We start from the raw sequence: 22,161 nt of genomic DNA on the forward strand, positions 1-22,161 counted from the left end.
CTAACCTACCGGCAAACGGGTTTCGATGATGCGGGCGAACATGCTGGCGCCGATCGGCAGGATCTTGTCGTCGAGGACGTAGCCGGGATTGTGCACGGGCACCGAGCCGTCGTGGCCGATCCAGAAATAGGCGCCGGGCACCACCTGCATCATGTCGGCGAAATCCTCGCTCCCCATCTTCGGCGCCGAGCGCGTCAGCACGCTGGACGGATCGACCACGGTCTTCGCCACCGCTTCGACCACTCTGGATTGTTCTTCCTCGTTGACGAGGACGCTGAACGTGTCGCGGATGTCGACCGTGATCTCGCACTCGAACGTCGCGGCAACGCCGGCGCAGATCTTGCGCATGCGATCGCGGATCAGCGCGCGCACGCCGTCGTCGAAGGCGCGCACCGTGCCGCCGAGCCTGGCCTCGCCGGGGATCACGTTGTTCGCGGAGCCGGCATGGATCTGCGTGACCGACAGGACCGCAGCCTTCAAGGGATCGACGTTGCGGCTGACGATTGTCTGCAAGGCCTGCGCCAGCGTGGTCGCGATCACCACCGCATCCTTGGAGCGCTCCGGCATCGCGCCATGCGCGCCGTAGCCCTGGATCGTGATGTCGAAGAAATCGGCGCCTGCCATCGCCGGTCCGGGCAGGATCGCGATCTCGCCGTGATTGAGATCCGGCGCGTTGTGCAGGCCATAGACTTCGTCGCAGGGAAACTTTTCGAACAGACCATCCTTGATCATGGCGCGCGCGCCGCCGAGGCCTTCCTCGGCGGGCTGGAAGATGAAATGCACGGTGCCGTCAAAATTCTTCGTCTCGGCCAGATAGCGTGCGGTGCCGAGCAGTATGGTGGTATGACCGTCATGGCCGCAGCCGTGAAAGCGGCCCGGAATGGTCGAGCGCCATTTCAGGTTGGTATTCTCTTCCATCGGCAGCGCGTCCATGTCTGCGCGCAACCCGATGCGCTTGCCGCCATCGCCCTTGCCCTTGAGCACGCCGATCACGCCGGTGCCGCCGAGGCCGCGATGGACCTCGATGCCCCAACCCTTCAGCTTCTCGGCGACGATGCCCGAGGTGCGCACTTCCTCGAAGCCGATCTCGGGATGGGCATGCAGATCGCGGCGGATGGCGGTGAGTTCCTCGGCATAGCCGCCGATGCGTTCGATGATGGGCATGTCTGGTTATCCCGTGACTGAGGATTTTGAGCGTGAGGGAGCGAATGGGGAAAAGGCGGGGCCGTTCGGCTTGAGGCGGATGCCCGGACGCAGCCGCGTCCAGGGCAGCGCTGCGGTATCGGCCGGCATCGCGCCTGGGGCCGCGCAGATCAAAAGCTTTTCGGCGATGGGTTCGAAGTCGGCACGGAAATGCACCGAGCTCTTGTTGACCAGGATTTTCTGTTCGGTCGGCTCGATGCCGACATAGCGATACATCGCTTGATCGGCGAGCTGCGCCTTGTAGGAGCCCACGACGACCCTGACATCACCGATGCGCAGGCAGGCCGAGGGGCCCATGTCCATGTCGCGGCCGCCGTAATAGGGGCCTGGCGCCACGAATTTTCCGTCCGACAATTTTTCGACGACGAACGTTTCCTTGTATGGCGCATCGCCCGGGATGCCCGATTTGCCGCCGAGCGCCAGCGTCACGGTGGCGCCGACGCCCGCCGCATGCGCCGTCTTGGCCGACTCCGGATCGTAGATCACGCCGGTGGCGGCGCGGGATGCGTTGTTGCGCACAAGGGCGCGCAGCATGCCGGTGGTGTCGGAATCGCCGCCGGCGCCGGGATTGTCCTGGGTGTCGGCGATGATGATCGGCTTCTTGGCCGTTTTCGCAAGCTCGATGGCGAGGCGCACGCCATCATCGGGCGAATAGATGCTGCCGTCGAAATCGTCTTCATGGCCCTCGACGAGCGCGACGATCTTGTCGGCGGCGGCGTCCGCGTCGGCCTGCGTCCTGCCATAGGCGAACACGCTCGGCCCGCAATGGGGAAAATCCGCAGCCGGGAAGCCCGGCGCAAAGGATAGCGTCGGCACGGCGTCGCTTTGCAGCGCCGCGAGCTGCTCGTAAATGCTCCTGGTCGGCTGGTCGTTGGTGCATTGCCAGGAGATCGGGATCAGGAACGGCAGTTGCCGGAACGCTTTTGCAAGGCGCTGTCCGGTCTTCAGCAGCAGCGCGAGGTGTTTGGCGCTGGCGCGGCCGGTGTCGGCCATGTCGACGTGGGGATAGGTGCGGTAGGCGATCAGCGCATCGGCATGCGCGATCATCTCGGGCGAGACGTTGGCATGGAGATCGAGGCTTGCGACCAGCGGCAGATCGGGGCCTACCACCTTGCGCACGCGCGCGAGGATTTCACCTTCGCCATCGTCGTAATGTTCGGTCACCATGGCGCCGTGCAAATCGAGATAGACGGCATCGATCGGCCCGGCATTGGCGATGCCGTCGACCATCTCCTTCATGACGCGTTCGAAGGCATCGGTCGTGACATGCGCCGACGGGCTGGCGGCTGCGGAGATGGTCGGGACCAGTTCCCAGCCATTGGCTTCGGCCGCCTCGACGAAGCCGGCAAGGCCGACATTGATCTTGCGCATGACCTTGAGGACATCGGGCCCATGCGCCATCGCCGGCCAACCGCCGCCATGAACAAAATCAGCATAGGTCGCCTTGGTCGGCGCGAAAGTGTTGGTCTCGTGCAGGAAGCCGCCAACGGCGATGCGGGTCATAGTGCCTCAGCCAATGTTTTTGGTTGGGGGACGTTAAGCGGGACATCGTGGCAAGCGCAAGGAGTGAAGCAATTCCGTTTTGCATGCCGCGTGGTACGGAATAGCTACGCGAAGCAAGACGATGAATTGAGAGTTCGTCATTCCGGGATGGTCCGAAGGACCAGACCCGGAATCTCGAGATTCCGGGTTCGATGCTGCGCATCGCCCCGGAATGACGGCGCGCTTGATTATTCCGCCGCCACTTCCACAGGCCGGAAATTGGCGAAATCCCAGCCGCGGCCGGGGGCGGCATCGAGCAATGCCCTGGTATAGGCCTGCTGCGGGTGGGTCAGCACCTGCGCGGCCGGGCCCTGTTCGACGATCCGGCCATGCTGCATCACAGCGACGTCGTCACAGATTTGCGCCGCGACGCGAAGATCATGGGTGATGAACAACAACGCAATGCCCAGCCGCTTCTGGATTTCGTCGAGCAGTTCGAGCACCTGCGCCTGCACGGAGACGTCGAGCGCCGAGACCGCTTCGTCCGCAACCAGCACGTCGGGGTCGAGCGCGAGCGCGCGCGCAATCGCGATGCGCTGACGCTGTCCGCCGGAGAATTGATGCGGATAGCGCGACACGGCATCGGCCGGCAGATCGACCAGTTCGAGCAGCTCGCGCGCCTTCGCCAGCGCTTCGGCACGCGGCATGCCGTAATTGATCGGGCCCTCGGCAATGGTTTCGCCGACGGTCACGCGCGGATTGAGCGAGCGGTAGGGGTCCTGGAAGATGATCTGGATCTTCTTGCGGTGCGGCTGCAAGAGCCGCCGCGAGAGGTCGGAGATCTCGCGGCCCGCGAGCCGCACGCCGCCGGAAGTCGGATCGATCAGGCGGACGATGCAGCGCGCCACCGTCGACTTGCCCGAGCCGCTTTCGCCGACGATGCCGAGCGTGCGGCCTTTGCGCAAAGTGAGGGTGACGTCCTTGGCGGCGGCGACTTCGCGCGCCTTTCCGAGGAAAGAACGCTCGCGATAGACCTTGCCCAGTTCGTTGGCTTCCAGCACCACCGGCTCTTCGGTCTCCGCGCGGGGCGCCCGCGGCACCAGGCTCGGCACCGAGGAGAGCAGGTTGCGGGTGTACTCCATGGTCGGCGAGCGCAAAATGCTGTCGAGCGTGCCGGTCTCGACGAGCCGGCCGTAGCGCATCACCGCGACGCGATCGGCGATCTCGGCGACCACGCCCATGTCATGGGTGATGAACAGCACGGCGGTGCCGTGATCGCGCTGCAGGTCGCGGATCAGCGTCAGTATCTGCTTCTGCGTGGTGACATCGAGCGCCGTCGTTGGCTCGTCCGCGATCAGGAGCTTCGGTTCGAGCACCAGCGCCATCGCAATCATGATGCGCTGGCGCTGTCCGCCCGATAGTCGGTGCGGGTAGGAGGCAAAGATGCGCTCCACGTCGGGCAACCGGACATGCTCCATCATTGCCAAAATCTTCTGGCGGCGGGCGCGGGCGTCGAGATCGGTGTGGGCGCGCAAGACTTCGTCGATCTGGCGGCCGACCGGCACCACCGGATTGAGCGCCGTCATCGGCTCCTGAAAGATCATCGCCATCCTCGTGGCGCGCAACTGCCGCAGGCGCTTGTCGGTGGCGGTGAGCAGTTCCTCGCCGACCAGCTTGATGCTGCCGCCCGAGGGCACCAGCGCGCCTTTCTGCAACAGCCCCATCACGGTCAGCGACGTCACCGATTTGCCGGAGCCGCTTTCGCCGACCACGCAGAGGGTTTCGCGCTCGCGCACCTGCAGCGAGACGCCGTCAATGATGCGCTGGCCGGAAGGATTTTTGCCGAGGCCGACGACGAGGTTGTCGATGTCGAGGACGATGTTTTTCATTTCAGTGTGTTCTGCCGTCATTGCGAGGAGCGTATGCGACGAAATCGATCGGTCGTCATTCCGGGATGGTGCGATAGCACCAGACCCGGAATCTCGAGATCCCGGGTTCGATGCTTCGCATCGCCCCGGGATGACGGCTTCAATTGAATTGAAGCCGTCACTTCCCGGCCTCCCGTTGTTTCATGCGCGGATCGAGCGCGTCGCGGGCGGCGTCGCCGATCAGGTTGACGCTGAGGATCGCGATCGACAGCAATAGCCCCGGCCAGAAGATCAGCGACGGCTTGACCTGGAAGTAGGCGCGGCCCTCGGCCATGATATTGCCCCAGGTCGGGGTTTCCGGGCTGATGCCGGCGCCGAGGAACGACAGGATCGCCTCGGTAAGGATGGCGGAGGCGGCGACGTAAGTGCCTTGCACGATCAGCGGCGCCACCGTGTTCGGCATCAAATGCCGCCACATGATCTTGGGCAGGCTGGTGCCGACCGAGATCGCGGCCTCGACATAAGGCTCCTCGCGTGCCGACAGCACGACGGAGCGCACCAGCCGCGCCACGCGCGGAATTTCGGGAATGGTGATCGCCACCAGCACCGTCATCAGGCTGGCGCCGGACAGCGACACCACGGCGATTGCGAGCAGGATGGAAGGGATCGCCATCAGGCCGTCCATCACCCGCATCATGACGGCATCGACCCATTTGAAGAAGCCGGAGACGAGGCCGATCACGAGGCCGATGCCGATCGAGAAGACCGCTGCGCCCAGACCGATCAGGAGCGAAATCCGGCCGCCATAGATGATGCGCGAGAGCACGTCGCGGCCGTACGCGTCGGTGCCGAGCAGGAACTGTGCGCTTGATGGTTTCAGCCGCTGTGCCGGCGCCAGCAATTGCGGATCGTGCGGCGCGAGCAGGGGGGCAGCGATCGCCATCGCGATGATGAGTGCGAGGCAGACAGTCGCGGTCGCGATGATCGGCGTCGCCGTGAGGAATCCAAGTGTCGGCCGGAACGGCGTGGTGACAGGGATTGACGGTTCGGGAAGGGTTTCGATCGCCATCAGTAGCGAATCCTCGGATCAAGCAGGGTGTAGGCGACGTCGATCAGGAGATTGACGGTGACATAGATCAGCGACGTCAACAGGATCATCGCCTGGATGACGGGATAATCGCGCGCCAGCACGGCATCGACGGTCAGGCGGCCGATGCCGGGCAGGTTGAACACGCTTTCGGTGACCACGACGCCGGAAATCAGCAGCGCGAATCCCGTTCCGATCACGGTGATGACGGGCACGGCGGCGTTGCGTAGGGCATGGCGCAGCAGCACGCCGGTCTCGCTGATGCCTTTGGCGCGCGCGGTGCGGACGTAGTCCTCGCCGAGCACATCCAGCATCGCCGCCCGCGTCATGCGCGCGATCAGCGCGACATAGATAAAGGAGAGCGTACAGGTCGGCAGGATGATGCGCTCGAAGAACGGACCGAAGCCGGCCGTGATGCTGCGGAAACCCTGCACCGGCACCCAGCGCAGCTCGATGGCAAAGATCTGGATCAGCACATAGCCGATCACGAACACCGGCACGGAGAAGCCGACCACCGACAGGCCCATTACGAAGCGGTCGATCCAGGTGCCGTGCTTCCACGCCGCAATCACGCCGAGCGGCACCGCAACGACAATAGCCAGAATGATCGTGGAAAGGGCAATCGAGATCGACGGCTCGACGCGCTGACTGATCATCTTCAAGACTGGCACGTTGGAGATCAAGGAGACGCCGAGGTCGCCTTGCAGCAGCTTGCCGATCCAGGTGAAGAATTGGGTGTAGAGCGGCTCATTGAGGCCGAGCGAAGTGCGGATGCGCTCGAGCTGTTCGGGCGTTGCGTTGTCGCCGGCCAGAATCGCGGCGGGATCGCCGGGCGTCAGCCGCAGCAGGAGAAACACAAACAGCGCCACCACGCCCATCACGGGAATGGCGGCGAGAATGCGGCGAAGCAGATATCCGAGCATCTTGATCCGTTAGTTGTAGGTGAATTGAGCAGCGCTGCCCTTAGACTTGGTTTCCGCGCCACCAGCGTAGCATTTCAGCAAGTCCCGTGCCATTGCGCCTGCGTTTTTTGCGATGCAGCTAGGCGGTGGGACGAAATGCGTGCGTCATTCTCTTCGTCATTCCGGGATGGTGCGTTAGCACCAGACCCGGAATCTCGAGATTCTCTGGGGCGCAACGGCGCCCCATAGTTCGATGCTTCGCATCGCCCCCAGATGCACTTCACTCCAGCGTCGCGAGCAGCCCCGCCATCAGCCGGCCGCGTTCGGCGAGGCTGTCTACTTCAATATGCTCGTTCAGCGTATGCGCATCGGCGCCGCGGACGCCCAGGCCATCGAGCGTCGGGATGCCCATGGCGCCGGTAAAATTGCCGTCGGATCCGCCACCGGCGCTGCCATGGGGCAGTTCGAGGCCCAACTGCGCGGCAATCCGGCACGCCTTTTCGTATAACGCCATGGTGCCGGCATCTGGTTCCCACACCGGGCGGGTGACGCCGCGGATTACCGTGAACGTGACGTCGTTGCTGGTGCCTGACAGCGCCAGCATACGCTCGACGCCGCGATCGAGATCGGCCTGGCGCTTGGCCATGCTCAGCGCTTCGCCGGTGCAGGTGGTGGCGACGCAATTGACCCACTGGCCGCCATGCACGATGCCGACCGAGAACGTACAATCTTCGGTCGTCATGCCGTCGATCGCGATAATCTGGCGTGCCATTTCGCGGATCGCGGAACGGCCGGAAGAAAGCGTGGCGCCAGCATGGCTCGGCTTGCCGACGGCCTCCAGATTGAAGCGCGCAATCGCATAGCGTCCAGTGACGACGCCATTGTTCGGCCGTCCGGGCTCCGGCACCAGCACGTACTTGTTTCGCGCGGCTTCCGCCTCGATGATGTCGCGGGTCGAGGGCGTGCCGACTTCCTCGTCGGGCGTGAACAGCACCGTAATCGGCAGCGGCGTGGTGAACGCGGCGCGGGCCAGTTGCCGGATCGCTTCCAGCGAGAGGTAATTGCCGCCCTTCATGTCGAAGATGCCGGGGCCGAAGCATTTGTTGCCCTCGCGCCGCCATCGCAGCTTTTCGATGGTGCCGACGGGGTGGACAGTATCCATGTGGCCGGCGATCAGGATGCCGGGCTCGCCCTGCTTCGGGTGAGGAAAGCGGGCGCGGACGCAGCCGGCAAATCCCTGGCGGCCGGCGATGCGCTCGATGGTCGCACCCATAATGGCCATGTCGCGCGCGGCGAGGTCGAGCATGCGTTCCACCGCAGCCTTGTCCCAGGTCGGGCTTTCGCACTCCACCCAGCCGCGCAACCCCTGCAGCATGGCCTCGGAATCAAAGGGAAGATTGGCTGGGTTCATGGACTTCTCTTGGTTTTCTTAATCTTGGGTTTCGACCGATAGGGCACCGGCCCCGCCGCGTACGAGAATGATCTCGCGCGGATTTGTAAAGTGAAACATGAACGCGCGTCCCGCGGTATCCGCAGCGCGGTGGCCACGTCAAAGCGGATTGACGCGCCGCGCGCTTGATGCAAGTCTTCAAATAGTCAGGATTTACAGCGTGTTAGTTCGCCCAAATAACGAACCGCATGCATAATGAATCAGCGGACATTGAACAGTTTCACGTCAGGAGGAGATCGAATGTTCCACATCATGCGTTGGAAACGTCCCACGATAGCGACTGCGTTGTCGGTGCTTGCGCTGTCGGCGGCGCTGACGTCGATAGGCCCGACCTCGCAGGCCACGGCCGCCAGCAAGAAGACCATCACCGCGGTGATGCACTCCGATCTGCGCGTTCTCGATCCCGGCTTCACCACCGCCTACATCACCCGCGATCATGGCTACATGATCTACGATACGCTGCTGGCGACCGATTCCAATTTCAAGGTCCAGCCCCAGATGGCGGACTGGAAAGTCAGCGATGACAAGCTGACTTATACGTTCACCTTGCGCGATGGCTTGAAGTGGCACGATGGTGCGCCGGTGACGGCGGAAGACTGCGTCGCCTCTCTGAAGCGCTGGGGCCGCAACGACAATATGGGCCAGAAGCTGATGGATTTCACCGCCAGCATCGAGCCGATCGACGCCAAGAGCTTTGCGTTGAAACTGAAGGAGCCCTACGGCCTGGTGCTGGAATCGATCGGCAAGCCGTCGTCCTATACGCCGTTCATGATGCCCAAGCGGCTCGCGGAAACGCCGGCTGGTCAGCAGATCAAGGAACATATCGGATCCGGCCCGTTCAAATTCGTGCAGTCGGAATTCCAGCCGGGCGTGAAGGCGGCCTATGAAAAGAACCCGGACTACGTGCCGCGCAAGGAGCCGCCGAGCTGGACCGCCGGCGGCAAGGTCGCGAAGGTCGATCGCGTCGAATGGATCACCATGCCGGATGCGCAGACCGCGGTGAACGCATTGCAGTCCGGCGATATCGACTTCATGGAAAATCCGTCGTTCGATCTGTTGCCCGTGGTGAAAGCCAACAAGGACATCAAGATCGAGATTTTGAACAAGCTCGGCTTCCAGACGCTCGGCCGGATGAACTTCCTCCTTCCGCCCTTCGATAACGTCAAGGTTCGCCGCGCCGCGCTGCTGGCGATGAACCAGAAGGACGTTCTGGACGCGCTGGTCGGCAACCCCGAATATTACAAGATCTGCGGTGCCTACTTCGTCTGCGGCACGCCGCTGGCGACCGACGAGGGCGCCGGAAATCTGACCAAGGCCGGCAGCATGGCGGAAGCCAAGAAGGCGCTCGCCGAGTCCGGTTACGATGGCACCCCGATCGTGATCATGGCGCCGGGCGACGTCGTCACGCTGAAGGCGCAGCCGATCGTCGCGGCCCAACTGTTGCGCGACGCCGGCTTCAAGGTCGACCTGCAGGCCACCGACTGGCAGACCGTCGTCACACGCCGCGCCAGCCAGAAGCCCACGAAGGAGGGCGGCTGGAACATGTTTTTCACCAACTGGGTCGGCGCCGACGTGATGAACCCGATCGCCAACGCGTCGATCGGCGGCCGCGGCACCAAGGGCGGCTGGTTCGGTTGGGCGGAAAGCGCCAAGATCGAGGAGTTGAAGGACAAGTTCGCGCGCGCGACCTCGCCGGACGAGCAGAAGAAAATCGCTGCCGAAATCCAGAAGGAAGCCTATGAGCAGGTGATCTACGTTCCGCTCGGCCAATATCTCGCGCCGAGCGCGTGGCGGAAGTCGCTTACCGGTGTGCTCGATGGCCCGGCGACGCCGGTCTTCTGGAACATTGACAAGAGCGAGTAAGGCAGTTCGCTTTAAGTCGAACATCAGCAAAGCGCGACGGAGGACTGTTCCTCCGTCGCGTTTTTGTTTTCATCGTCAGCAGTGGGTATCGCGTACCAGTTCCGGGCCGTCATTCTCAAGCGGCGGAGAGACTTGCGGCGGTGGCGGCGACGGGGAGCGCTGATCCCGCGCTTGCTTGCGCTCGGCTGCAGCCTTTTCCCGATCTTTCTCACTGGTCATGTTGTCATACTCCATTTTGTGCACGACAACATCTTTGTGGGCGTTGCGTTCCTCACGCGGGATGCGCAGCCAGATGTTCCAGCAGAAGTTCGCACACCCGCTCCGGCGCCTGATCCGCCGCAAAATGCCCGACGCCGGGCAGCACCTCGAAACGATAGGGCGCGGCGATGAAATCCACCGTGCCTTCGGCGGCGGGGCGACCGACGGTGTCGTCGGCGTCGCCCCAGATATAGAGCGTCGGCACGCGGATCGGACCGAGCGGGCCGCGGATCGCGCCGCGTGCGCGATACCATGCGAGCGCCGCTTCCATCGCGTCCTTGTTGCCGAGCACGGCAAGATGCCTCTCGATCGCATCAGAGGGAACGCCATTGGCGGCGAGACGCTCGCGCAGCCATTTGGCATCGTTCGCAAGCACGACATCGGCGGCATCGGGCTCCAGAAACGCCTTGTGATGCCTTGAGCGCTGCGCCTGCTCGCCGTCGGTTGCCAGCGCGCGGTTGAACGCGTTCGGGTGCGGTCGCGAGAGAATGGTGAGCGACGCCAGCCGCTCGGGATGGCGGTCGGCGACCCCCCAGGCGATGCTGCCGCCCCAGTCATGGCCGACCAGATGAAACCGCGCATCGCCATAGCCGGCAGCCGCCCCGATCGCCAAGGCGTCGTCCATCAGGCGGTCGATCAGGTAGTGCGAAAATTCCCGCGGATCGGGCCGTGCGCCCGGCGAGTAGCCGCGCTGGCTCGGCGCAACGGCGCGATAGCCCATATCGCCGAGCGCCGTCACCTGCGCACGCCAGCAATGCATCGATTCCGCAAAGCCGTGCAGCAGCAGCACCAGCGGCGCGCCGGGCGTGCCGACGCTGATGGCATCGAAGGTGAGGTGCGGGGCGATGGTGATTTGCTCTGACGCCGGCATGCGACGAACCTAACGAGGCGATTCCGGCCGGTCGATGACGGAATTGTGCAACGGCGGGAAAGTGCTGTATTGGGTGGCCACAAAGCGCCCAAGGGGACAATCGTTGCACTATTTGAGATCGATCATATTCGATACGGCGGTGGTAATCCTGACGCTCGCCGTGTCGCTGACGGTGCCGCTCATGTGGCTGTTCAATGCGAGCGGCGCGACGGTGCGTGCGGTTTCGCAGGTCTGGGTCAACGGCATCATGTTTCTGATGAAGCATGTCGTAGGCCTCGATTACACGGTGCAGGGGCGCGAGAACGTGCCCGACGGTCCCTGCATCATCGCCTGCAACCATCAATCGCTGTGGGAAACCGCGGCGCTCTGCGCGCTTTTCCCGGACGCCAGCATCGTCGCCAAGAAAGAGCTGCGCAAGGTGCCGTTCGTCGGCTGGTTCCTGGAGCGCTATCCGATGATTTTGGTCGATCGCTCGGCGGGCCGCCATGCGCTGCGCCAGATGGTCGATGAAGCCAGGCGAGCGGCCGGCGAGGGCCGTCAGGTCTTGCTGTTTCCGCAAGGTACCCGCCAGGCGATCGATGAGCCGATGAGATTCCAGTCGGCTGGCATCTCGGCGCTCTACACCAACCTCGACGTATCAGTCGTTCCCGCGGCGTGCAATTCCGGCCTGTTCTGGGGCAAGAAGACCCTGATCATGCACTCCGGCACCATCACGCTGTCCTTCCTGCCGCCGATCGCGCCGGGCCTGCTGCGCAAGGAATTTCAGGAAAAGATGGAGCGGATGATTGCGGAGGAGGCGAGCCGGCTGCTCACGCTGAGCAAGGCGAAGGTGCACTAGGCAGAGCGACGCGCGGCGAGCCAGCCGGCAAAGGGCGCGAGAAATGCCAGGCACCAGATATATTGCGCAACCCGCGGCTCGATAAAGGCCATCGCCGTGCCGAGCACGAACACACAGACCGGAAACAGGGCCGTCGCCAGCAATTGCGGATCGTGGCGGCCGCGCAGAGCCAGAACCCACAACACCGCGTTCAGCGCTGCGATCGCCAGCAGGTGAAAGCCGTAGATCACCGCCACCACGCCATCGAGCCGATAGCTGCCATAGAGGCCGTTGGTCACCGGCAGGATGATGATCGACAGCAGAAAGAACAGATTGAGGAACACCACGCCACGCCCGGCTTCGGGGGCCACCGCCAGCCGCCGGTGATGGCTGAACCAGAACAGGCCGGCGACGACGAAGCTGATCGTCAGCGCGATGACGGGCTGGGCGTAGACGCGAAGCACGTCGTGCCAATCGGGCGCTTGCGCAAAACTGGAGGCCTTTGGCAAATCATAGGCGAGCAGCGTCATGGCAACGCCGAAGATGGTGTTGCTCAGCATCTCCAGCCGGCGCATTTCGAACAGATGGATTTGCTGCAATGTGATCCCCCCAGTCTCCCCAATCTGCCCACGCTTCCGCTGCGCTCGCCAGGGCCCGACCAGTCCGTCTTCGCTTTCGCTGCGCTCAAGCTACGCCGGACACGCTTCGCCCCGATGGCCTCAGCGTGGCTGCGCCACGCGTAGCCCGTCAGGGCGAAGCGTGGTGCGGGCGGCCGGACTCGAACCGGCACAGAGGTCACCCTCCGAGGGATTTTCTTACCAGCTACGGCTTTCGCCGCCTCGCCAGCGTGGGCATCCGCGCTGGCTCGTTTGTGGTCTGGACTATACCTTCACCATTGGTGCGTTCGCGCCTTTAGGTGCTGCCCGTCTAGTCTCTACACCTTCGCACTAACCGTTAGGTTCGGGCGCTTGGCTCGGGATTGCCATATGAAAGGTTTCCCCGAATTTGAGCAGTTCTACAGCTTGGGTTTCCCCAAGAGCACTCAAATGCTTAAGTCCCTTGCGTCTACCATTTCGCCACGCCCGCTTTCACTAGAAGATCAGACACTTAGCGCGTTTTCCGGAGAAGCGGAATTGGGAATAATCTCCGGCCCAAACGCTCCCCACCTTTAAGTGAGCGCGGCGCCAAAGCAAAGCCTCAATGCGGACACTTGGGGTGTTTACCTGCGGCGAGCTTTAGGCAATCTCAAGATAATCCACTTAATGAAGGTCCGATGCCCAACTCGCTGTCCCATCGCCGGTTATTCTCGTGCAGCCTCGCGGCGTTGGCGCTGGTTGCGCTCGGCGCCGGCCTGTCCGGTTGCGCCGGGATGAGCGACACCATTTCGCCGGCCTTTGCCGATCCTGCCAAATACGATCTCTACGATTGCAAGCAGCTTGAGCCCGAGCGCAAGAGGCTCGCGGAGCGCACCGCGGAGTTGCAGGGGCTGATGACCAAGGCCGAAACCGGCGTCGCCGGTCCCATGGTGGCGGAGCTCGCCTATCGCAACGACTACATCGCGTTGCGCGGACAGTCGAAGCTGGCCGATGAAGCCTGGCAGAAGAACAGGTGCCAGGAATCGAAACCGGAAGCCAGGCCGGCGCCGGTCCCGCCATCGATCGCGCCGGCTCCTGTTGCCAAGGGCCGTACGAAGGCAAGCCGGTCGGCAAATTAGAACGTTGTCGGTTGCGGCCGTCGAACTTCGCTCACAGCCGCCAATTATAAATCCAGTCCTGCCGCGCCAGCATCCGCTCCGGGCCCATGGCCTTGATCGTAAGGTCGCGCGCCAGCGCCAGTGGTCCGGTGAGATGATAGATGCGTCCCTGTTGTCGGGCCGCACGCTGCACCCGCAGCACGCGGCCGCGCCGCTGCCGGCCATAACGCTTTAGTGCCGCCGGGATGCCTGCGATCGGATCGCCGGGGCTTTCGCTCAAGCATTTGGCGAGCACGGCGGCGTCCTCGATCGCCATTCCCGCGCCTTGCGCGGCAAACGGCAGCATCGCGTGCGCGGCGTCGCCGAGCAGCGCGATCGCACCGTCGGTCCATTCGCCGACATCGGGCAGCGTGAACAGCGCCCAGCGCCGCCATTCGTCGACGGCCCCGATCAGCATCCGCGCGGTCGCAGGCCATCGCTGCGAGGCGAACGCGTTTTTCAGCTCGTTGGCGTCGCCCGGTGCGCTCCAGCCCGGCCTGTTCCAGGTTCCCGGCACGATAGCGACCACGTTGATCTGCCGCGCGGCCGAGATCGGGTAGGCGACCAGATGCGCGTCCGGCCCCATCCAGAGCTGCACGCGGGCAGCGGTATATTCGCGCGGCAGCGTGGTCGCATCGAGGGTTCCGCGCCAGGCGATCAGGCCGGAAAATTGCGGTTGCGCCTCCGGGAACAAATGGTTCCGCACCGCGGACCAGATGCCGTCGGCGCCGACCAGCGCCGCCGCCAACTCCTGCTGGCGTGCATTGCCGCGGCGTTGCACCACGGTGAGCCCCTTGGCGTGCGAGGTCACGTCTTCGAACTGGCAACCAAGCCGCAGGTCGATGTCCGGATGGTCGTTGACCGCCGCCTGCAGGGCGCCTTGCAGGTCGGCGCGGTGCATCACCCAATAGGGCGCGCCAGCGCGAAGGCCGGCGGCTTCGCCGAGCGGCAGGCGGGCGATCTCACCGCCCGCACGCGCGCTCACGATACTAATGGCCTCGGGTGTCACGGCGCGTGGCGCAAGCCGCGGCCGCAGGCCGAGGTCGACCAGGATCCGGCTGGCGTTGGGCGAAAGCTGCAGGCCGGCGCCGGCTTCCTCCAGCCGTTCGGCCTTTTCCAGAATGATGACGCGAAAGCCTTTGGCTGCGAGCGAAAGCGCTGCCGTCAGTCCCCCGATCCCGGCACCAGCAACGATGATGGTGCGCGCGGCGGCCACCGAAAGGTCAGGCGACCTTGTCCCTCAGGACGCATTCGGGCGGGCGGGCTTCGCCTGCGGCGAGGTCGGGGGCAAAGCGGTACAGCGTCGAGCAATAGGGGCAGATGATCTCGTTGTCGTTGCCAAGGTCGAGAAACACGTGGGGATGATCGAACGGCGGCTTGGCGCCCACGCACATGAATTCCTGCGAGCCGATCTCGATTACCGAGACTCCGGCGTCGTTATGGAAATGCGGGACGACATGGTCGGACATCAGCTTCACCTTGGATTTCAACGATGAGCGCACGCAATCAACGCGACGCGGCAGCTTCGAAATGCCGCGCACCATAGTGGGGGGTGCCGATGATTCCTAGAGCCGATTCGGGATGTCCCCGCCGCACATTTGCTCATGCAAATTCGACACAATTCTGTCGTCGGAGAAAAGCCCTTCTTTCGTCGGGGCAGTTGTGTCTTAAAAACGGCATACCATCTTGAGAAAGACGAAAACATTGGACTTTTTTGGATGAGGCGATTGCGGTTCGGTTCGGCTCTGGCAGGGGCGCTAGGATGCCTGGCGCTCAGCGTGGCGGTGTGCGCGGCGCTGTGGCCGCACGCCCGCGAGGCCGGCGCCATCCTGGCCGCGCAGGACGATCCCGCGACACTGTCCGACATCCAGATCAACTCGGCGTTGCGGGCCAACCAAGCGCTGGTCGCCGGTCACATCGAGGCAGCGCTCGCGGAGGGCGATTCCGATCTCGCCAACAGCTTCGTCGAACTCGCCCGCGACAAGGGCATTGTCGTCAGCGACGAACTATCGAAGCGCGTCAGCGATGCCGTTACTGACGCAGGCTCGGCGTCGCATTTTGCCAACCGCTTTGCCACGGGTTTCGTGGTCGGCAATGCCGACGATGTCGCAAGCCTGTCGGGTACGGTTGCCGGCGATCTCTTCGTCTACGGCGATATCAGGGACGTTGTTCGCGAAGGCAAGCACCTCGCGACGGGCGAGGACGTGGACCGGCTGGTGCTGGGCCTTGCGACGGTCGGCCTCGCAGTGACCGCGGCGACCTATGTATCGGTCGGCGGTGTTGGTCCGGTGCGCGCTGGCCTCAGCATTGTCAAGAGTGCCCGCAAGGTCGGACGTCTCGGCGAGGGGCTGACGCAATGGGCCGGCCGCTCGGTGCGTGAGGTCGTCGATGCGCCGGTCCTGCAGCAGGCGGTCGCGAAAGGCTCGGTGCTGCGGCCGGGCCAGACCATCAGCGCAATCAAGGCGGCGTTCCGCGCCGAGAAAGCCGGCGCGCTGGTGCGGCTGGCGAAAGATGTCGGACGCGTCGGCGAAAAGGCCGGCACGCGTGGCGCGCTCGACGCACTGCGCATCGCGCAAAGCCCGAAGGACATTGCCCGCGCCGCGCGGCTTGCCGAATCCAAGGGCGGCCAGACCCGCGCGATATTGAAGGTGCTCGGCCGCGGCGCGCTGCTGCTGGCAACCGGCGCTTTCAATCTGACGATGTGGGTATTCGGCGCTCTATTGGCGCTGTTCGGATTTCTGTCGTCGATCAAGGCGACCACCGAGCGGGCGACCCAAGCGTGGCTTCGCCGCAAGAAAGCGCGGCGCTTGAGAAAGGAGGCGGCGGCAGCATGCTTGCCGGCCGCCCCGGCGCTGGCGGGCGCTGCCTGACACGGCTAGACTTGCAGTCATTGCAGGCCGTCCATTTCCGACCATTTCCGAATCCCCCGAAAAATGGAACTGATGATGCCGAGTTTTCACAACGGCGCTGTCGAAATTGCTTATCTCGACGAAGGCGAGGGCGATCCGATCGTCCTCGTGCACGGCTTTGCCTCCAGCAAGAATGTGAACTGGGTTTATCCGACCTGGGTTTCCGATCTGAGGAAAGACGGCCGCCGCGTGATCGCGCTCGACAATCGCGGCCATGGCGATTCCGAAAAGCTCTACGATTCCGCTGCTTACGAAATTGCGATCATGGCAAGCGACGTCATTGCGCTGCTGGATCATCTGGGAATCGAGCGCGCCGACATCATGGGCTATTCGCTGGGATCGCGAATGACGGCGATCCTGGCGCGCGAGCAGCCGCAGCGGCTGCGCTCGGCGATTCTCGGCGGCATCGGGATCGGACTGATCGAGGGCGGCGGTCCCGGCGAGAACGTGGCAATCGCACTGGAAGCGCCTTCGCTGGAGGATGTCACCGACCCGGTCGGCCGCACCTTTCGCGCCTTCGCCGATCAGACCCGATCCGACCATCGCGCGCTTGCCGCTTGCCTGCGCGGCTCGCGGCGGCTGATGACATCGGATGAAGCCGCCGAGATCCGCGTGCCGGTTCTGATTGCGGTCGGCACCAGGGATGAAATCGCAGGCTCAGCCGCGGCGCTCGGAAGGATCATTCCGGGCGCCGAGGTGCTCGACATTCCGAACCGCGATCACATGCGCGCGGTCGGCGACAAGGTCTACAAAGTCGGCGTCATCGATTTCCTGTCGCGGCGGCAATGAGCGGTCGCGCGCGTCTTCACCGGCGAATTGCCTGATCGCCGCGATCAGCACCACCGTGGTCGCAAGCCATGCCAGCCGCGCGCCGTAGCGATCGTGCGGACCGGATATCACGGCGCAGACGAAAGCATTGCCGAGCAGCGCGAACGAGACCGTGCCGGCGAGCAAGGTGAGATCATCGAACGGTCGGCGCAGCACGCCGCGGCCGAACAGGATGACGGCCAGCAGCATCGACGCCAGCGCCACGGGAATGTGAATCCGGTTGATCGCGGTGAAGTCGAAGTGCCAGCGCTGCTGCTGCGCCGCGCGCATCGGCTTCACCTGTGCGGGAAGAAAGCGCTCGATGATGCCGTAGGTATGGCCGAGCCAGCCGTCGGTGCCTTCGCCGGTCCCGACGTAGACGAATTGCTGCGCAGTGGCGATAGCCGCCGCCTTGGCCTGCCAGGCCGGATACTCGGCCAGCGAATGCAGCACGATGAAACTCATCTCGTCGTTCAGTCCCTGAAAGCGGCCAAGCGTGTTGAACATGCTGTTGCCCCACAGAAACTGATCGGCGGTGGCCGGTAGCTTGTCTCGATAGGGGCAGAGCTTGAAATTCTGCTTCGGGCAATGATCGCGCAAATACTGCGCGACGATACCGTCCTGCAGCATCCGTCCGAAGGCGACGCCATAACCGCCCGGCGTCCACGCCAGCTTCCCGGACAATGCGAAATTGGTCGACAGCAACAGCGCAGCTCCCGCGACGATGGTCAGGCTGCCCTGCGCCAGTCCGGAAACGGAAATCCGCCCGCGCAGAAAGGGACGCGCGATCCAGCCGACGCAGCACAGTCCGAGCAGCACCGCGAGCGTCGCGCTGTGGGTCGCCGCGGCGAAAGCGGTGAGGCCGAACAGCAGGCATTTTTCCGGGATCGAAGTCCGCTCGCCGAGCACGACCAGGATGAAGAGCGAAAGCACCGACAACCCGGCGAAAATGTCGGTCAGGAGCGTGCTGGCAAGAAAAGGCAGCGAGGTGGTCAGGGCCAGCACGAAGCTCATGGCCAGGAGCCGCAGCGGCTCGGAGATACCAAGCACACGCAGCGTTAACTGCAGGATCCACAGCGTCGCCAGCGCGTTGATCCCGAGGTTGATCCAGAAGCTCGAATCCTCGCCGAAGTGAAGATAGAGGCCGAACGTGGTGGAGCGGCTGGGGACGAGGTAGCCCTCGTACCACCGGGCCAGATAGCCGCCAGTGTCCCACTGGAGCAGGGGATAGCCATTCCACAGGGCAGGGGCCAGCAACATCAACGGGATGGCGATGGCGGCGATCCAGGCCGAGCGCGAATTCGCAGCGGTACGCGCCCGCAATATCTGCGTGCTGATGTGGCTTCCCCCCATTTGGGCAGCATCCGCCGAATGGCAGGTCCGCCGAAATTCACCAATAGTCGCAGGCCGCCGGCTTGATTTCCTGATATCGCTGACCACCTTGAACTAACCCCCACGGCATTCGGAGGCGGTTTACGCTGGCCTGCGCCTGCCCGGGACAGAAGTCCGCCCGCCGTGCTATAATAGCAACGTAATCAGTGAATTTGCGAGAGCAATCATGGCAGTGCATCAGGTCAATCCGCAAGCGTCGAAGCTCGCCGCACTCGATCCGATCTGGGACCGCATCCGGGGCGAGGCGGAGGACATCGTCCGCCGCGAGCCGGAGCTTGCTTCCTTTCTCTATTCGACCGTGCTGCATCACGAGCGCCTGGAGGAATCGGTGGTGCATCGTCTCGCCGAGCGGCTCGATCATTCGGCACTATCGGGCGATTTGATCCGGCAGACCTATGACGAGGCGCTGCGTGACGAGCCCGATATCGGCAATGCGTTCCGCGCCGATCTGGTCGCGGTCTACGACCGGGACCCCGCAACCTCGCGCTTCATTGATCCGTTGCTCTACTTCAAGGGTTTTCACGCGCTGCAGGCCCATCGCCTGGCGCACTGGCTCTATCAAAAGGGCCGCAAGGATTTTGCCTATTATCTGCAGAGCCGCTCGTCGGCGGTATTTCAGACCGATATCAACCCCGCCGCCAAAATCGGCCGCGGCATTTTCCTCGATCACGCGACCGGCTTCGTCTGCGGCGAGACCGCCGTGATCGATGACGACGTTTCGATCCTGCACGGCGTCACGCTGGGAGGCACCGGCAAGGAGAATGAGGATCGTCATCCGAAGATCAGGCGTGGCGTGCTGATTGGGGCAGGCGCCAAAATTCTCGGCAATATCGAGATCGGCCATTGCGCGCGCATTGCCGCGGGCTCGGTGGTTGTCAAGCCGGTGCCGCACAATGTCACGGTGGCCGGCGTCCCCGCGAAGATCGTCGGCGAGGCGGGCTGCGCGGAGCCGTCGCGCACCATGGATCAGATGCTCGGCGCTATCGGGCTTTGATTTTCCACACATTCTGCGGCCGATCTTTGTGAAGTTACGGCTGGCGGTTGGCGCCGTCTCGTCCTAAAACCTCCCCGGAAATTTAAAGAATCCGATTGGAGACCGCCGTGGACGTTCAGGAAGTCAGGAAGCTCGACGCCTATCTCAAGCGCGTATTCGGCAATCCCAAGATCCGCGTCGTGCCGCGGCCGAAAAAGGACGACTCCGCCGAAGTCTATATCGGTGAGGAATTCATCGGCGTGCTGTTCGTCGATGACGAGGACGATGATCGCTCGTTCCAGTTCCAGATGGCGATCCTCGAGGAAGATCTCGCCGACGTCGGCTGAGGCGTGCGTGATGCCGTAGGGTGGGCAAAGCGTAGCGTGCCCACCACTCTCATTTCCGCGCTGGAAATAACGTGGTGGGCACGGCGCGATGCGTCTTTGCCCACCCTACAAGATCCCGGCTAGTCCTTCGGCCCGCGCATTTGCGCCGTCAGGCGGTCCATCGCATTCGCAACGTCGCGCCATTGCGACAGCCAGCTCCGCGGAAAGCGGAACGTCAGGTCGGCGCCGTCGACGCGACGCTCGCTCAGGCACATGCCGGGGGTCAGGCCGTCGCGGGTGCAGCGCGCGTTGAGGCTCGGTGCGCCGGCGGAGAACAGGTCCTCGTTGGCGTAGGGCGAGCCGTCGCGGAAGGCGCGCATCGTCAATCCGTCGTCGATCGGTGTTGCCTTCTGTTCAAGGTAGCGCGGATAGATCGTGCGCACCCGCGTGTCCGGCGACAGCGTGTCGTGGTGGGCCGATATCGACAGGAAGATCCGGTCGATCGGCTGCACCTTCTCCTCGATCGTATCGGCGCTGACGTGCTTCGGTGCATCCGGCGGTTCAAGCGACGGGAAGACGAAACTGAGATCGACCCGTTCCTGCGGCCCGGAGTGGCGCTGGATCTTGCGGCGGATCGCTGCTGTCGGCACATTGAAGAGCGTGGCGCCGACGCTGACCGGCAGCCGGCCCGGAGCGCTGGCGGGCCGCGCCACCCAGGTTGGCCACAACAAATAAGCGACGAGGGCAACGGCGCCCGCGGTGATGGTTACCGCGACCATGATGAGCATCATGTGCGAGCGCGGATCCCTGCGGGTGTCGCGGGCGAGGTGCTGGGCCGTCGAAAGCAGGGTCATGAACGAGGTATCGGTCGGGTTTCGAGGCTCGGGCACGATCCCGAGAGCTAAGGCGAATCATCCCGCGAATATGCCATGGGCAGCGTGATTTCCGCATGATTTCACGGGAGTGCCGGCCCTGCAGCCATGCGCAAACGAGGTCCCGGCGGTTCGTTGTTAACCCTTCCTTAAGGATACTATGGCGGCCGCCGGCCAATTTTGCGAAAGCAGGGCACGGTTCGTCGAGTACGGGAAGTTGTCATGTCGCCCGATGCGTTGAATTCCCTGTTCTCCCTGTGCATCGGCTTTGCGCTCGCAGGCGCGCTCGCCAGCGGCTATCAGGCGATGGCAGCGCGGCCGGCGGGATTCGGCCTGCTTGGGGAAGGCGTGGCGCCGAAGACATTTGCGGCCGTGCCGTTTCTGGTTTTCGCCGCACCCTTCATCATCATGCGCAACACGCTACGCGGCGCGAAGATCGAGCGCCGTCGCTTCGAATTCGTGATGATGGCGACCGTGCTTTCAGGCTTCTGGAGCATGATGTCCGGCACGTTCTTCCTGATGACGCTGCGAGCTGCGGGTGTGCTGGCCTGAGGCTGGCGGCCTGTTCGCTTGATCCGCTGCCTGGGGCTGTGCCAAGGTCTCCGCCAACGGAGATCTTTTGTTATGGCGATCTACGAACTCGACGGACAGGGGCCTGAACTCCCCGCAAATGGAAACTATTTCATCGCGGACACCGCCGTCGTGATCGGCAAGGTGCGCCTTTTGGACTCGGCCAGTGTGTGGTTTGGCGCAGTGCTGCGCGGCGACAATGAGTGGATCGAGATCGGCGAGGGCTCCAACGTGCAGGACAATTCCACCTGCCATACCGACCGCGGCTTTCCGCTCACGATCGGCAAGAACTGCACCGTCGGTCACAATGTCATCCTGCATGGCTGCACGCTCGAAGACGACGCGCTGGTCGGCATGGGCTCGATCGTCATGAACGGCGCGAAGATACGCCGCGGCAGCATCGTCGGTGCGGGATCGGTCATCACCGAAGGCAAGGAATATCCCGAATATTCCCTGATCATCGGCTCGCCCGCGCGCGTGGTCCGTACCTTGTCGCCCGAGCAGGTGACGGCGATGGGAAGTGCTGCGAAATTCTACGCACTCAACGGGCCGCGATTCAAAAATGGACTGAAGAAGATCGGTTGAAGGCGACCTTCTTTGGTTCCGTCTCGGGCGCTTTCGCGAGAAGCCTCCGAGCAATATCTCGCTCACGCGTCGCTAACGGTCGTGCAGGGAGCCGTGGTTCCATGGCGGCGTCCCGTATTACTACCGGTTGTAACCTTAAGCCTATGATAGCTCTGGCGGCTTAGGCTCTATCGTTCTGGAGCGATGGCCAACGG

At 63.6% G+C, this 22,161-nt stretch carries 20 protein-coding genes and 1 pseudogene; 9 read left to right on the forward strand and 12 right to left on the reverse strand.

What is annotated here, in order from left to right:
* The 6 genes from V1292_RS20120 to V1292_RS20145 all read right to left on the reverse strand — a co-directional run bounded on the left by V1292_RS20120 (nt 1) and on the right by V1292_RS20145 (nt 7,953).
* Complete coding sequence (locus V1292_RS20120; protein WP_334374438.1) at nt 1-1,164, reverse strand: M20 aminoacylase family protein; 1,164 nt, start codon at nt 1,162-1,164, stop codon at nt 1-3.
* A 6-nt stretch (nt 1,165-1,170) separates the two neighbouring features.
* Nucleotides 1,171-2,706, reverse strand: a complete 1,536-nt coding sequence (locus tag V1292_RS20125) for a M81 family metallopeptidase (RefSeq protein ID WP_334374439.1) — start codon at nt 2,704-2,706, stop codon at nt 1,171-1,173.
* 227 nt (nt 2,707-2,933) lie between these two features.
* Nucleotides 2,934-4,574 (reverse strand): ABC transporter ATP-binding protein, encoded by a 1,641-nt coding sequence (locus V1292_RS20130; protein WP_334374440.1) that lies wholly within the window; start codon nt 4,572-4,574, stop codon nt 2,934-2,936.
* A 157-nt stretch (nt 4,575-4,731) separates the two neighbouring features.
* On the reverse strand, nt 4,732-5,622 hold the full coding sequence (locus tag V1292_RS20135; protein WP_334374441.1) for an ABC transporter permease: 891 nt from the start codon (nt 5,620-5,622) through the stop codon (nt 4,732-4,734).
* The gene (locus V1292_RS20140; protein ID WP_334374442.1) at nt 5,622-6,563 is read right to left on the reverse strand and encodes an ABC transporter permease; all 942 of its coding nucleotides are present in this window, start codon (nt 6,561-6,563) and stop codon (nt 5,622-5,624) included. The genes V1292_RS20135 and V1292_RS20140 overlap by 1 nt, the downstream gene beginning before the upstream one ends.
* A 259-nt stretch (nt 6,564-6,822) precedes the next feature.
* On the reverse strand, nt 6,823-7,953 hold the full coding sequence (locus V1292_RS20145; RefSeq protein ID WP_334374443.1) for a M20/M25/M40 family metallo-hydrolase: 1,131 nt from the start codon (nt 7,951-7,953) through the stop codon (nt 6,823-6,825).
* A gap of 279 nt (nt 7,954-8,232) precedes the next feature.
* Between V1292_RS20145 and V1292_RS20150 the strand changes: the two genes are divergently transcribed.
* Entirely contained in the window at nt 8,233-9,855 is a 1,623-nt protein-coding gene (locus V1292_RS20150; RefSeq protein ID WP_334374444.1) for an ABC transporter substrate-binding protein, read from the forward strand.
* A 271-nt stretch (nt 9,856-10,126) separates the two neighbouring features.
* On the opposite strand, the gene V1292_RS20155 is transcribed toward V1292_RS20150, so the two are convergent.
* The gene (locus V1292_RS20155; RefSeq protein ID WP_334374445.1) at nt 10,127-10,984 is read right to left on the reverse strand and encodes an alpha/beta fold hydrolase; all 858 of its coding nucleotides are present in this window, start codon (nt 10,982-10,984) and stop codon (nt 10,127-10,129) included.
* Between the two features lie 103 nt (nt 10,985-11,087).
* Between V1292_RS20155 and V1292_RS20160 the strand changes: the two genes are divergently transcribed.
* Nucleotides 11,088-11,822: a lysophospholipid acyltransferase family protein gene (locus tag V1292_RS20160; protein WP_334374446.1), complete on the forward strand. Its 735-nt coding sequence runs from the start codon at nt 11,088-11,090 to the stop codon at nt 11,820-11,822.
* Here the strand turns inward: V1292_RS20160 and V1292_RS20165 are convergent.
* Complete coding sequence (locus V1292_RS20165; RefSeq protein ID WP_442895622.1) at nt 11,819-12,406, reverse strand: TMEM175 family protein; 588 nt, start codon at nt 12,404-12,406, stop codon at nt 11,819-11,821. The genes V1292_RS20160 and V1292_RS20165 overlap by 4 nt on opposite strands.
* Nucleotides 12,407-13,074: 668 nt before the next feature.
* Between V1292_RS20165 and V1292_RS20170 the strand changes: the two genes are divergently transcribed.
* Nucleotides 13,075-13,515 (forward strand): twin-arginine translocation pathway signal, encoded by a 441-nt coding sequence (locus V1292_RS20170; protein ID WP_334374448.1) that lies wholly within the window; start codon nt 13,075-13,077, stop codon nt 13,513-13,515.
* Nucleotides 13,516-13,546: 31 nt separating this feature from the next.
* On the opposite strand, the gene V1292_RS20175 is transcribed toward V1292_RS20170, so the two are convergent.
* Both V1292_RS20175 and V1292_RS20180 read right to left on the reverse strand, forming a co-directional pair.
* Complete coding sequence (locus V1292_RS20175; RefSeq protein WP_334374449.1) at nt 13,547-14,749, reverse strand: FAD-dependent monooxygenase; 1,203 nt, start codon at nt 14,747-14,749, stop codon at nt 13,547-13,549.
* Nucleotides 14,750-14,756: 7 nt separating this feature from the next.
* Nucleotides 14,757-15,002, reverse strand: a complete 246-nt coding sequence (locus V1292_RS20180) for a zinc-finger domain-containing protein (RefSeq protein ID WP_057843934.1) — start codon at nt 15,000-15,002, stop codon at nt 14,757-14,759.
* Nucleotides 15,003-15,251: 249 nt separating this feature from the next.
* Here V1292_RS20180 and V1292_RS20185 point away from each other — a divergent pair, with 249 nt between their 5' ends.
* Entirely contained in the window at nt 15,252-16,403 is a 1,152-nt protein-coding gene (locus V1292_RS20185; protein WP_334374451.1) for a hypothetical protein, read from the forward strand.
* A gap of 75 nt (nt 16,404-16,478) precedes the next feature.
* A complete protein-coding gene (locus tag V1292_RS20190) occupies nt 16,479-17,231 on the forward strand; it encodes an alpha/beta fold hydrolase (RefSeq protein WP_334374452.1) in 753 nt (250 codons plus the stop codon).
* Nucleotides 17,232-17,246: 15 nt separating this feature from the next.
* Here the strand turns inward: V1292_RS20190 and V1292_RS20195 are convergent.
* Nucleotides 17,247-18,602, reverse strand: a pseudogene (locus V1292_RS20195) (hypothetical protein); the annotation flags it as partial.
* Nucleotides 18,603-18,807: 205 nt separating this feature from the next.
* On the opposite strand from V1292_RS20195, the gene cysE reads away from it, so the two are divergent.
* Nucleotides 18,808-19,635 (forward strand): serine O-acetyltransferase, encoded by an 828-nt coding sequence (gene cysE / locus V1292_RS20200; RefSeq protein ID WP_334374453.1) that lies wholly within the window; start codon nt 18,808-18,810, stop codon nt 19,633-19,635.
* A 107-nt stretch (nt 19,636-19,742) separates the two neighbouring features.
* On the forward strand, nt 19,743-19,961 hold the full coding sequence (locus V1292_RS20205) for a DUF3126 family protein (RefSeq protein ID WP_025590201.1): 219 nt from the start codon (nt 19,743-19,745) through the stop codon (nt 19,959-19,961).
* Nucleotides 19,962-20,080: 119 nt separating this feature from the next.
* Here V1292_RS20205 and V1292_RS20210 read toward each other — a convergent pair whose 3' ends face one another.
* On the reverse strand, nt 20,081-20,728 hold the full coding sequence (locus tag V1292_RS20210; protein ID WP_442895623.1) for a hypothetical protein: 648 nt from the start codon (nt 20,726-20,728) through the stop codon (nt 20,081-20,083).
* Between the two features lie 306 nt (nt 20,729-21,034).
* On the opposite strand from V1292_RS20210, the gene V1292_RS20215 reads away from it, so the two are divergent.
* Complete coding sequence (locus tag V1292_RS20215; protein WP_028349167.1) at nt 21,035-21,364, forward strand: DUF6949 family protein; 330 nt, start codon at nt 21,035-21,037, stop codon at nt 21,362-21,364.
* Nucleotides 21,365-21,436: 72 nt separating this feature from the next.
* Nucleotides 21,437-21,967, forward strand: coding sequence for a gamma carbonic anhydrase family protein (locus V1292_RS20220; protein WP_334374455.1), 531 nt, complete (start codon nt 21,437-21,439; stop codon nt 21,965-21,967).
* Nucleotides 21,968-22,161 lie beyond the last annotated feature (194 nt).

Source organism: Bradyrhizobium sp. AZCC 1719 (assembly GCF_036924525.1).
GTDB lineage: Bacteria > Pseudomonadota > Alphaproteobacteria > Rhizobiales > Xanthobacteraceae > Bradyrhizobium.